Below are 13,057 nucleotides of genomic sequence, written 5' to 3'. Positions count from 1 at the left end.
GACGCGGTGCTTTTTGAGCTTTGTGGTGACGGATGAGCTAAGTGCTCAGTCAATGCAGAAGCTAATCGACAGCGCGCCACAGATGACGACGTATTGCACCGATGGGCATTCGGTGTATCAGGAGCTGAACTATCGGGGGGGTGGGCACGTCGTTGCGCCTGGCAAGTCGCAGACGTATGCGGTTGAGGGGGACAACGCTGAGCTGAGGCACTACCTGAAGCGATTGGGTCGGCAGACGCGGTGTTTCACGCGGAAGGCGGAGCACCTAGAGCTATGGATGTGGTTGTTGGCGAGTTGTTGGAATCAGGCTGACTCGCGGCGCAAGTATCCGCGGTATCGCTTCTACCCCCGAGACTTCGTATCAACTTTTGTTTAGCCACTCCCGAATAAATAGCGAGCTCAATATATTTATTATATGATACAATCTTGCCATGTCGAAAATAAAAATCAGTGCAATCGCCTTAAACATACAACTTAGACGATGCCTATGGCCTATGGAGCTATGCCAGTATTTAGACATAAATTATCCGCCATTTTAAATCCTACTTGACATATGCAACCAATTGAATATAATCAGTTTTGAACCTATAGAAAGAAGGGAGAAAAAAATGGAGAAAGAGATAAAGATATTCGAAGTCGTACAATCAATATCGCCAATGAGAAAAGTAATGATGTCTGGAAGCATATTTAGCTCTAGGCAAGACGGAGTCCAAGTACAAGAATTAAAGAAGACCTTTTCGCATCAACTAACCAAAGTTGATTATACGGCTACAGTACGTATAACAATAGATCCGCAAATCCTAGGAAACGATGGATTTGTGGTTTTCTCGACGATAAAATATGACGGGGCTTTCCCAGAGGCGCATGTAGAGTCGTTATATGGACCACTACCTCAGTGGGCTAAATATCTTATTGAATATCCAAAGTGGATACTCTCACAGAGATTAGATGCAATTAATTTCTTGATCGATCATGTAAAGAAATCAAGTCAGTATGCACATAATGCCAAGAACATCCTGCAAAACCTTTTTATAATCAGAGATACGAATATTAGGAGTTTTATCCCTAACTACACACAGATCAATTTGATCTGCTGCCAAAGCATTATTCGCGTAGAAGGAATAAATTTCGTGCTCAAGAAAGATCCTCTTAATATCGTGGGCTGGCCTATATTCGTAGCCGAGAAACTAGGGTATTTGCCCTCAGTTGATCGACCTACATATTATAGGCCGACAGGGGTTTGCATCATTAAAGGAAAAGACGGGGTGGATAATATCATCAAGACCTTCAATTTGCTGAGATTGAGCAAACAGACTAACACCCCTACAGAAAAAACACCATTACCCCAACAACGGAGAAGAGAATCACCAATATATTCTCAATACAACAGTATTGAGAAGGGAAGCCAGAGGAGATAGTTTCTGCAATGCAAACGCGATACTGACTCATCACGTAGCGCGACTCTTCTCTCGTGTTGCGTGATGAGTCAGTTTCCTTTATGATCACTCAACACTGTGAACTGCTCACTTCACGCGATAAGAATTTAGTCATGTAAGTATCACCCAAGCCAAAATTTTTGCACAGTTCTACAGATAGTTAACAACCTATATGTGCTTGCTTTAAGTAATTTCACTACTTCCTACGTTGTCAGAACAACCGACCGGTGATGGGATGTGAGTAAAGTAACCAAGGAGCGGTTACTGGTGCACACGATCTGGTTGAGTACAGATTGTAAACTTGACTTGTAAATTGTGCTTCTATGCGTTTGAAGCAGTAAGCTCCCAGATATATCTTGAAGGCTTGATGCGAGATTTTAAAAGGGGTAGCTGATTGGGTTAGCCTGATTGATGAAATGACGATCGCAAACCTTGTGCATGTATTACTGTCTGCCACACTGGTTATTGCCTCTTATTGCCTTGTTTGATTGTTTTTCGCTTATTTCTTTAGGCCGCTTCAAGCATCCAATTTTATTTACCTCCGATCAGAGCATCAATTAATTTTACCTTAATAGCTACAATTTACAGATAAAATAAATACGAATTGAATAAATATAATATAATAGTGTCTTTTTAATTGTTATTATAGTCTGCGATTAAAGTTTTTATTGTTATCTTCCAAGGCTGGCTACTGTTTCTATCATTTGGTTAATGCCAACAAAAATGCCTCCTATTAAATTAAACGTTGTTTTCAATGAGTTAACTGCATAGTCTATAGTTAGACCTAAAAGTACAGTGCCAGCTGCAAGGCCTGCTGCTATTTTAACTAGTCTTGCCTCTTCTCCACTTAGTGAAACAGCATATTGTGCAGCAATAATCAACGTAACGTTTAAAAATATATAACTCAAAACCCACTGGACAAACTGTACCACCATAGTTCTCATCATAAATCCGTGTTGAGTTAATGCATCAACAGCCGTTGTAATAGGCGTAAGAATAAGGATAATCGGAAAGAAGATGAATCTCAGGATTTGCGAGATAGATAATATAATAACGATGACCATTAAATTGAAAGACCCGATAAAATATACATACAAGCCATCACGAAGATCAGGTACTAGCCATGTTGATATGTAGGTAAAATTAGCACAATTTGTCATCATAATACAAGAATTACTTAAAAGACTTTTTATACCATCGTTTAGCATAAATATTATTTCTGTGCTCATAAATACTCCGATAAAGGACATAAATGCGGTAAATATCAAAGAGGTAAAGTTTATCAAGCTCGTTTGTATCGGCACATGGATGCGAACTGCAATGCCGAGTATGCCTAGAATAATGCTTATTGCAATCAAAACGCCTGCGATTGCTTTACTTACTTCAATAGCACTATTAATAAAAGGATATGTTTGTAGAATTGACCGATCAGGAAAACCAGTCATAGTATAAAGCCGCATTTGCCAAGATATGGCCTCCAGTGAACTTTCGCGTATGTTACCTGCAAATATTTCAATTGCCGTTTCAACTACGCCTCTCAGAGTATTAGCTGGCAAACGAATGTTGAAAGTCATACGTCCGAGGATTCTTCTAATAATTTTAAATATTATATTTACGTTCCTAAGAGGATCAAATTGCCGATTAAAGATAAGCTCTGGACCGACTATACTTCTGATTACGGATTCTAATTCGATAATTCCCTGAGAGAACAATAGATATTGTGGCGCATTTTGATTGGATTCCGAAGTAATTGTTGTGGAAGAAATTCCTGTGTTATTGCCCCCTTGATTTTGGTTTGTATCAGATGGGATCGGATTCTGAGCAACTACATTACCCGGCGAGAAAAACAAAGAAATGGAGATGAAAAATATTGCCATGATATTCTTCATGGAATTATTCTACCACATATATGCATATGGATTGATAAGATTTTATGACTTGCGATAAAGATATAATCCCAGCAAGATCACAAAATATTGCATATGTATGATAGGCTTCCGATCTTCATCTTGCCTATTAGTTTATTCATAATCCTGTTATCTAATTCAAAGCTAATTAGAATATATTGATTATCTCTTGCTGGAAAATATTTATTTATATAGTCTTACTTTCCATAACTTTTGAATTGTATGCGCGTCAAATGCCAATTCTTAATTATTGCGTCCTTTGGTGATTTCTTTCACACAATTCTTTGGTTTCAATAGACAAGCAACTGGTTACTCTTGATAATGAACTATGAAAAGCCTTCAGCAATAAATATTTTTATTGCGACACCTACACTCAGCGATGGTGTAATGCACGATGATTTAGACAAGATTTTGTCTTACAACGAAATATTGTTACAGAAAATGAGGGTCAAACGACACGCGCATTTCAGACTTGTGCTGTTGCATTATTTAAGTCTTTTTATTCATATTTTCATATTAACTCACTCATTTTTACTAGCAGCAATCCATTGTCTGACTGGCTTGAGACAAGCCATGCTAATTTATGACATATTGTCTTCAAGTTTATTACACTTTCTCCTCTTTGCAGTCCTTAGGTGAGATCTGGTATTACGTTGTGTTCTCTAGACAATATCACGATGGATATATTTATTTAGAAAGACGCATGTAGGTTACAAAATATATTGGTAATATTAAAAGTCGTTTGACTTTGGGCATATTTTTATTAAAGCCGTGTTAATAATTTTCACTAAATCAAACCAGACCACTAGTTAAAACCTTTATGCTAGCGAGATGATTGATAATTATAATCAAACCTTTTATCGTCTGAAAACATATCCATAACCTCATCAAAACTCTTAGGGATAATCACACGCTGAAGAGCTTGAGTGAAAGCATTTTCTTCTGAGTTATGCCATAATGTTGATCGTGAGTCTATAATATAAAGTCTATGTGAACATCTTGTTCCTAGCGCGAGGATATTCTCACATAATTTGTCTATATAATAAATATGCCATCTATTTTTATCCCACACTTTGTGGTCATATGCGAAAGAGAATGCTTCTGGATGGGTAAAAGGCTTGAAGATATCAGACACCCATCCATGTGAACTTACGTTTAACCATATTTGTATATTTGCTTGAGAATCATAATTAAGAAATGTAGTAATTGGTGTTATACAGACTGGTATATTATTTTCATCAAGCGGGCTGAGATCTGTGTGCATAGTAGATGGAAGAAATCCATTTTTGAGTGCATCAACGTATAATCGCCCTATATCATGAGGGTTATCGTCTAGTTTTTTCTTGGACCTTTCAAATTGTTTCGCCAATGAGATTAACATCATGGCTTCTTTTGTTTCTTCCATCGCCTCAACTTTATTTTTTGTTCTAAATTCATCAACCAAAGCCATAATTTCGCTGAAGAATTTGGATATATCTTCTTGCTGACCTTTATATCGAACCATTATTTGTTTCAACCCCTCGACTATTTTAATATAGCTGCCATCTATATTATGTAAGATTAAATCATTAAACGAATTTTTGGTAATATTTTCAGATATGAGTTGTGCCGTGAAAACGTCTATGTTGAATATATTATATAATGCGCGCGCTAAATCTGAGACATCCACATTATTTGGTTGGCTTTCATAGACCAAGTTAGACAAAACCAATAGTGATCGTATAAGAGGTGAGCTAATTAAAGGCCGAGAAGGTCTTATTATTTCGTGTGTAATATTCTGCTTGTTTAATTTTAGGGATAAGTTGTTGATGAGCATATCGTTGATAGAAGGACTAAGAATGCACACTTTTTGCTTTTTATTTTTATCCGTTTCTAGTTCAATAAGTTGAGCGATTTTACTCGTAATAGTATTTGGGGAGCCTTCTATTTTTATAAAGTGGACATCTTTGTATGTGATTGGCGATGGTCTAGCAGTGGGAGTTTTTAAATATTTAACAACGTCTTCTGTGAATGTAGATATATCACTCTCGTTTTCATAACGATATATTTCTTGAAGAGGAAGCTTTTTATTCAAATTTTCTATGGCATATTTATTGTTAAATAAATAACGCCTGGTCATACCATATATATCGCTACCAATATATATATTTTCAACATATTTCTCGGCTTCGACAATAAATTCAGATAACAAACCGGGTGCATTTTCAACACGATCAGCGGCAATAATTTTCACAGGCCTTAATAATAAAGCAATCAGCGGTTCATTTTTCAATATATTTTTATAAAAGACCTCCATTGTTAGTGAATAATCTAAAACATTATTATCTAAGCAAAAACGTCTGAATTTATACGCTATTTCTTGAACTTCTTTAAAGAGATGAACATAGATAGATTTTGATCCCCAGGCTGATAGCAAACGTTGATTTATTTCTGAAATGTCTATATGAGAATCGGCGCACTTGTTCATACAGTCAAGCACTTGAAGAGAAAAGTCTGGTGTATTAATCGGTGAAAATTCGCGATCATCATATTCTTTCTCTATAATGTTTTTAACTATGTACTGAGACATCTCAACACTTATGAATACTGGTTCTAACCAGCGATCTATAAAACCTGATTGATGTGCCAGAGTTGGAAAATATAGATAAACAAGTCGGCGAGCATACTCGCTTATTGTACCTACAAATACATCAAGCTCTATATTACTCAGGTTTTTTTTAATCCAACCCTCTATTTTCTTGTTTATATAGTGCGAATCTGTGAAGAAAATGAGAGTATCATCCCTTTTTAGCGATCGAACATCATTCTTTATTTTATTCATGATGCTCTCTCTCCTTATATTCAAATCGCCGCATCTTAGGATTTGTCTCATATCTTTATTGTACAACGTCTTACGTAGACAACATGCGACAATAGACTAAGCACTTAATATTCATCAATTATAAAAATATTATTTATACAACTTCATTTTAAAGAACATATATCGCTTGCAAAATATTAAATCTTTTGATCGTGTGGGGCTGTATGAATATTTAATGATGATACGATAATTTTACTAGCGGCCAACCGCCGTAACTCCTCAACACACCGCGAAAAGCACCGCGCTTGTCAGTTTAAGCAAACAAGATCCCACGCAACTCGGCGAGAGTTGCTTTAACTAAATAGGTCTACGAATTGCTCGGCGCAACTAGAGACAGCTGCCACGGTAATCTAAAGCAGCATACCCACTAAAGCCGTCGGTGCAATACTGAAATGGGCTTGAAGCTTGATCCACCACCGCCTGTAACACTGTTTCATCGCGAGATAGGGCTACCAGCTCATCACGCAGTGCGTCCGGCGTTCGATCTGCGTGATGAGATCGGCGCTTTTTTTACTCCCGACGAACGTGAACTGCTCTCAAGCTCGACGATGGGTTAGTCGTCGGTTGGGGGCTCTGGGATGGAGGCAGCCAAGGCACGTTCACCGGCGCACTTGACCCTGTTGGCCACGGATTGCGCACTTGACACGCAGATTGCGCCCGATGCGTCGGAAGCTGTGGCTATCCAGATACATCTCGATGGCTTGGTGCGGGATTCTAAGCGGGTAGCCGATTGGGTTGGGCTGAGAGGTGAAATGACGATTGCAGGCCTTGCACAGGTAGTGCTGGCTGCCGCTGTGATGCTTGCCTCGTTTGATCACCGATTCGCTTATGTCTCTTCTGACACTTCATGTATCCAATTTTATTTACTCCCTTATCCGACGAACAAATAGTGGAATAGTATAGTAGTTTTTTTGCCTCATACAGATGAGAACAGATTATCGTAGACGATAATGAATTGCCATCTAATAAATTTTTTAAGAGTGATGCTGATAAGGAGGGAAGGCTAAGCACTTAGCCAGCTAGCTATCTGATTTAAATACGACTTGTAAACTTCAGACGCGACATTAAGATTTATTAAACATCAACGCATATAAAGAACTTAGAATGAAATCACAGGCGAATAATTGATAGATAATTAACTTAAATTGATTTGAGGCACGAAAAAGAATTGATGAATTTTAAATATCAGCGAAAGTTGATTTTTTAACCCTTCTCTTATAACTGATGGAACGATTATGTCTTTCGTATAATTCATGCATTGGATTTTATTTGACTCTGGTTGCTATTTCTTGCGTCAAAGATAAATACATTTTCTCGGCGTGTTACATTCATACATGCCATTTGTTGACTGCAGTTGCCCTTTTTAGAGGGATGAACAATAATTTTTCAACATCAAATCCCATTTCCTCCGCAAACGAGGAGAGAATTAGATATACAAAGATGTTTACTCCTGCATACCTCACATTATTGTTAACCATGAAGAAGATCACACCGGTCTTTACTAATCGTGACGCTCCTACTATTACGCAAGCCATTTCATATAAATAACTTCTTATCATGCGCGGAATACCACGATTATTTAATTCACTAGTGTGTTTTTGATTTTCAAAATAAGCGAGAATAGCATGGAGTAGCGCGTTTTTGTCGACAATCTTAAGCTCAGTATGCCAGTTTGAATTTATAGTTAATAAGGTTTTCGGGAGATTTTCCAAAGTACAACTCAACATGCGCTGTCTGAGTTCTTTTATGCCTTTATCGTCTATCGCTAGCAGGGCTAGCTCTAAAGCATATGTTCATGCGTAATCATAACGATTACAATAAGGATGTGAGGTAAGAATAGCGTCATACTTTTCAGAATATAAGTGTAGAGTTATCTCAAGGCATAGGCCACTTATAAGACGAATATTACCATTATTTTCTTTCCTAGATGGGTTATATCTTCCTTGCTGATGAAATATTTTTTGTATCTTTTATAATATCATAAATTTTACTAATAATAGCCGAATCAAGCTTTTTTATTTCTCTTTTTATGAAACCTCCTTTTTGACATTTTCTGCCAGAACGATAATCCCATCTTAGATATTTTTCATTATTTTTGTTATAATTCATATCTTCTAGGATGCATAATAAAGTAAAAAACAATGACATTTTAACAACGTATAGTTCTACTAGTATGGTGCTTAAATACTTTTCCATGGTTATTTTTGTATCAATGGTTATTTTTGTATCAAATGGATGTGCATCTTTTGTAATACCAAGGCCATTGATAGTCAGGTGTGTAGATGTATATTTCAAAGATTAGGCTGTTTACCAATGATGCAAGCATTCGATTACATGATTAGTTAAGTTCTTATCTACTATTTCTTCCCCTCAATAATTTCCTGTCCTAATGGTAACAGTTCAATTCCATCAGCATATAATCCGATATCTTTAGCTGCAAAGAGAGTAGTTCTACATCCTGCAAATGAGTCTAGGACTCTTCCACATATAATTTGATATAAATTGAGCGAGTGCTTCACAAAAGACGATGAAAACCCCGCTTTGTATTTATACCAGCGGTACATTGGAACGTTCCTATCATAGCAAACACTGATAAAAGAACGAAGGATGTGTTCATCAATGCAAAATCTGCTGTTAAATTTTTGTTTATTTTGGTTTTTATATTCTCCATCTAAATCAAGCTCATTTCTTTGGGTTTTGATATGCAAAAATTAAAGACAAAAATAGTCTTGATTCATGTGTGTTTTAATCAATGATATTCGACATCAAACATAATTTTTTTAGCCTCTTCTTTAGAGAAACAAGGGATGTCTTATTTTAATCATCACTAAATGATATCATGCGTTATTCTTGATAAAGAGATATATTGTTGTTTTTTTGCCAAACAGCTGAGTTTAAAATAAACTCAATACTTGAATAAATTTTTATTTATTTCAATAAAAGAGAGCTTTATGACAATTTAAAATAATGACAATGATTATATTCTAGTTATGTTTTTGTTATGACAGAAAAGACGAATCTCCAGAGTATTATAATAAGAGCATGATTAAGATATCACAGTCAATTTTCATAATTGCTGCACTGATTGCAGCTCTTATCCCTCAGACAAGCAATGGGCAACAACCATTCAATAATATCGGCGGAATGGTCTGTTTTGAACCTTCAATTAATACTGAACATTATTGTATTGATATTAAAGACCATGAAAATGAATATGAACATGAGTATGAATATGAGCATCACCTTAAGTTATCAAATAGCTTAATACCTAATCCATATGTGATTAATATATATCCAAGAAGAACCTTTGTACCTATGAAGCAAGGCGACAGTATAATACAGATGTGGCTAATACATAATAATTCCAGTGTGGATGCTACAGTACAAATAAGCATCTCTGCCAATCTCAATCCCGAATGGGAAATTCAAACAATAAGTGGTAATGTGATTAATCTATCCCCTTCTGAGGCTAAACCTTATTCTGTAAGAATAAAAAGGCATGGTGCAACATTAACAAACAGATTGTATATAACCCTAAGAGCATCTGTAATAGAGAGTAATGGAAATGTAAGGCGAGTTGCTCATGGCGAGTATGGATCTTACCGATTAATTATACCTTTTGTTAGACGAAATTTGATATCAACACAAGGAGATATTTACGAGCCAGATAATAATTGTTCGCAATATAAAGATATCGGCATAGGGCAAACACAACAACGGTCATTCTATACCGGATCATCTAATCCCGACACGGATATTATTCGTATGCAAATTCCGGGATCACCTATTACAAAGACATATATATTGCGTTTTCGCGGCACTGCGCCCAGTACCGATCCATCGTTGAGAATATACTATACCGGTGGAATTTGCGGGGTCGGAGCTTATGAAACATTTACATCAACTAACGGCTTGACAAAAAATGTGGGCATTATCATACCTCAAGGATCCTCCATGGTGAATTTTACATTATGGATTAGTAGCACTAATGCAATAGGTATAAATGGGCCGAATCATACTTATACTGTCACTTTATCCCCTCCCTCTACAATGTTCTCAGTTGATGAATATACTATAGATAATTTAAGTAACCAACACGTTGACTATTGGATTAGATTGGATGAATATCATGCAGGTGGAAATTAAAATTCATTCAAAACCTATTTTCAATATAAAGGCGAAGTTTTTGATAATTTTATAAAAGAGGTGCGCATTGGTTTGAAGATAATGCCCATTTCATTTCATGTAGCGACTGGAATGCATGACATGACAACTAAAAATTCTTTTACCATCGGCAAGGTCATTGGCGGAAATTTAAACACAGGGTTAATTGTTCGAGTTGATGAAAATATAGCCATTGAAGAACTTACGAGTGGCAATTATTTTAAAATAATCGGGCGGGATGGTTATGTATTTTATGGCATAGCTGAAAATATAAAGCTTTCAGATATGGATAAAAAAATTTATCGCCGTGTCAATACGATTCCCTTAGATATGTTAAATTTCTACAGAGGCACGTCCGTATACGGTTTATTAACCATCAAGCCTATACTTATGGAAACACCAATGGGAGAGATAAAAAATACAACCAGCATACCCTCACACTTTTCAAGCGTTGAAATAGCAGGACAAGACGATATAAAAAGAATATTTAGTAATAATTCTGATTGTGCATATAAAATAGGGAATTTAATTGGTAATCCTGATTTGAATATATACATTGACTTGAAAAAAATAACTGAAAGAAGCACTGCCGTATTCGGCAAAAGCGGTAGCGGTAAAACATTTTTCGTATTGCCTTTAATTGCTGAAATTATCTCAAGAAAAGTATGTAGTGTATTGATTTTTGATATGCATAACGATTATGCCTATGTCCTAAAAGGTGATAAAGAGAATTATAAGGGACTAAAAAATTTAGAGAAGTGTAGTGATAAGGTAAAAGTAATTAGTTTAGACCCGATGTTTTCCAAGAGAATTAATCACGTTCCAGACGCATATCTTAATATTTTCTATGACCAAATATTGCCCGAAGATATAGAACCGCTTAGTTCTTTAATTGCATTAACCGACGTACAGATAAATACCATTTACTCATTGTACAGAAATCTTGAATCATCGTGGTTTCCTCATATCATAGTGGATAATCCATCGCCAGAAATAAATAAATTATTGTCCACTAGAAAATTATCTGATGCCACTTATCACGCATTAAATCGCAATTTAAGTAGATTTGGACAGTATAAGTTCATCACCTCTCGATGGGGTTTTGAATTGGCTGATAATGAAAAGACGACATCAATCGAAGAGATATGTAATGACCTGGCTAGGGGGTACTCCATTGTAATAGAATTCGGACGATATTCAAACGACTTATTAGCTTACCTCTTCGTATCTAATTTCATTTCCAGAAGAATTCATCAAAAATATGTTCAACTTAAAGAGCTTTACGAAGGCGGCACTTCAGCTGAGCCGAAGCCTTTGATCATTGTAGTAGAAGAAGCGCATAAGTTCTTGGAGAAAGATATCGCCGATTACACCGTTTTCGGCACTATAGCTAGAGAAATGCGAAAGTACAATGTAACCCTATTGCTGATAGATCAAAGACCAAGCAGCATCGATGATGAAGTGATGAGCCAAATTTCCACACGGATTGTATATTCGCTGACCGATGAAAATGATATAAACGCCGTTCTTACAGGCACTGCTGATTCTAATTACATGAAAAATATAATAACAAGTTTATCTACGAAAAAACAAGCCGTTATTTTTGGTTATGCAGTACCAGCGCCTTTACCCATCGATGTGGTTGAATATAACGAAAAAATAGTTGATTATTCGTTATCCTATAGCGCATAATATCGATGCCTAATTTTTGTGTTATAAAACTTTCCATTGTGCTTGAAATTCAGAGAAATATATATTGATCGATCCGATTAATGAAATAGCACGCGTTTATGCGAACTATCAAACAAGATGTGCGTTATGTTTGTTTAATTGCCGAATAAAACGATTATCGTCTGCTTTACAGAAGTCATATAAGTTCTCACGATAATTCTTCCTACACCCGGTGTTATTTCAAACATATTTCTCTTACTGTTCACCTATCTGATTTTGTCCGCCACTAAAAATTAGCGGATTAAATAAAATTGGATGCATGAAGTGTCCAAAGATACATAAGCGAATCGGTGGTCAAACGAGGCAAGAATCACAGCAGCAGCAAGCGCTACCTGTGCAAAGCCTGCCATCGTCATTTCATTCCTCAGCCCAACCCAATCGGCTACCCGCTTAGAATCCCGCGCCAAGCCGTCGAGATGTATCTGGATGGCCACAGCTTCCGACGCATCGGGCGCAATCTGCGTGTCAAGTGCGCAATCGGTAGCCAACTGGGTCAAGTCTGCCGGTGAACGTGCCTTGGCTGCCTCCCCCATCCCACAGCCCCCCCAACCGACGACTAACCCATCGTCGAGCTTGAGAGCAGTTCACATTCGTCAGAAGTAAAAAAACGCGACGATCTCATCACGCAGGTCGAGCGCCGGACGCGCTGCGTGATGTGCTGGTAGATACTCTATCCCGCGGCGGCTTCAGTGGGTATGCCGCTTTGGACTACTGTGGCGACTGTCTCTAGTTGCGCCGGGCAAGTCGCAGACCTATTCAGTTAAAGCAAGTCTCGCCGAGTTGTGGGGGATCTTGCTCGCTTAGGCCGACGGACGCGGTGCTTTTCGCGGTGTGTGGAGGAGCTATGGCGGTCGGTTGCGTCGTTTGTGCAATGCTGGAATCGGCGGCATCCCTTCAAGCAAGCACATCCGGGTTATCAGAGCTATCCGCGGGACTACGCAAGTATTTGGATTTAGGCA

12 protein-coding genes are annotated in these 13,057 nt (G+C 37.3%); 6 read left to right on the top strand and 6 right to left on the bottom strand.

What is annotated here, in order from left to right:
• The coding region (locus NZM04_00220) for an IS1 family transposase (GenBank protein MCS7062468.1) at positions 1-376 on the top strand (376 nt) is incomplete at its 5' end.
• 187 nt (positions 377-563) lie between these two features.
• Entirely contained in the window at positions 564-1,418 is an 855-nt protein-coding gene (locus NZM04_00215) for a hypothetical protein (protein ID MCS7062467.1), read from the top strand.
• Positions 1,419-2,107: 689 nt separating this feature from the next.
• On the opposite strand, the gene NZM04_00210 is transcribed toward NZM04_00215, so the two are convergent.
• A complete protein-coding gene (locus NZM04_00210; protein MCS7062466.1) occupies positions 2,108-3,325 on the bottom strand; it encodes a hypothetical protein in 1,218 nt (405 codons plus the stop codon).
• Between the two features lie 841 nt (positions 3,326-4,166).
• The gene (locus tag NZM04_00205; GenBank protein MCS7062465.1) at positions 4,167-6,164 is read right to left on the bottom strand and encodes a hypothetical protein; all 1,998 of its coding nucleotides are present in this window, start codon (positions 6,162-6,164) and stop codon (positions 4,167-4,169) included.
• 659 nt (positions 6,165-6,823) lie between these two features.
• On the opposite strand from NZM04_00205, the gene NZM04_00200 reads away from it, so the two are divergent.
• A complete protein-coding gene (locus NZM04_00200) occupies positions 6,824-7,093 on the top strand; it encodes a hypothetical protein (protein ID MCS7062464.1) in 270 nt (89 codons plus the stop codon).
• A gap of 438 nt (positions 7,094-7,531) precedes the next feature.
• Here NZM04_00200 and NZM04_00195 read toward each other — a convergent pair whose 3' ends face one another.
• The 3 genes from NZM04_00195 to NZM04_00185 all read right to left on the bottom strand — a co-directional run bounded on the left by NZM04_00195 (position 7,532) and on the right by NZM04_00185 (position 8,911).
• Complete coding sequence (locus NZM04_00195; GenBank protein MCS7062463.1) at positions 7,532-7,915, bottom strand: hypothetical protein; 384 nt, start codon at positions 7,913-7,915, stop codon at positions 7,532-7,534.
• A gap of 220 nt (positions 7,916-8,135) precedes the next feature.
• The gene (locus NZM04_00190) at positions 8,136-8,498 is read right to left on the bottom strand and encodes a hypothetical protein (protein MCS7062462.1); all 363 of its coding nucleotides are present in this window, start codon (positions 8,496-8,498) and stop codon (positions 8,136-8,138) included.
• A 62-nt stretch (positions 8,499-8,560) separates the two neighbouring features.
• Positions 8,561-8,911 (bottom strand): hypothetical protein, encoded by a 351-nt coding sequence (locus NZM04_00185; protein ID MCS7062461.1) that lies wholly within the window; start codon positions 8,909-8,911, stop codon positions 8,561-8,563.
• A gap of 334 nt (positions 8,912-9,245) precedes the next feature.
• Here NZM04_00185 and NZM04_00180 point away from each other — a divergent pair, with 334 nt between their 5' ends.
• Positions 9,246-10,349, top strand: coding sequence for a hypothetical protein (locus tag NZM04_00180; protein ID MCS7062460.1), 1,104 nt, complete (start codon positions 9,246-9,248; stop codon positions 10,347-10,349).
• A gap of 81 nt (positions 10,350-10,430) precedes the next feature.
• Positions 10,431-12,059, top strand: a complete 1,629-nt coding sequence (locus tag NZM04_00175; GenBank protein ID MCS7062459.1) for an ATP-binding protein — start codon at positions 10,431-10,433, stop codon at positions 12,057-12,059.
• A 272-nt stretch (positions 12,060-12,331) separates the two neighbouring features.
• Here the strand turns inward: NZM04_00175 and NZM04_00170 are convergent, their stop codons facing one another.
• Entirely contained in the window at positions 12,332-12,532 is a 201-nt protein-coding gene (locus NZM04_00170) for a hypothetical protein (protein MCS7062458.1), read from the bottom strand.
• On the opposite strand from NZM04_00170, the gene NZM04_00165 reads away from it, so the two are divergent.
• Positions 12,525-12,701: a hypothetical protein gene (locus NZM04_00165; protein MCS7062457.1), complete on the top strand. Its 177-nt coding sequence runs from the start codon at positions 12,525-12,527 to the stop codon at positions 12,699-12,701. The genes NZM04_00170 and NZM04_00165 overlap by 8 nt on opposite strands.
• The last annotated feature ends 356 nt before the right edge of the window (positions 12,702-13,057 follow it).

It is taken from the genome of Candidatus Methylacidiphilales bacterium (assembly GCA_025056655.1).
Lineage (GTDB): Bacteria > Verrucomicrobiota > Verrucomicrobiia > Methylacidiphilales > JANWVL01 > JANWVL01.
This window is presented reverse-complemented; position numbering and strand designations above follow the sequence as displayed.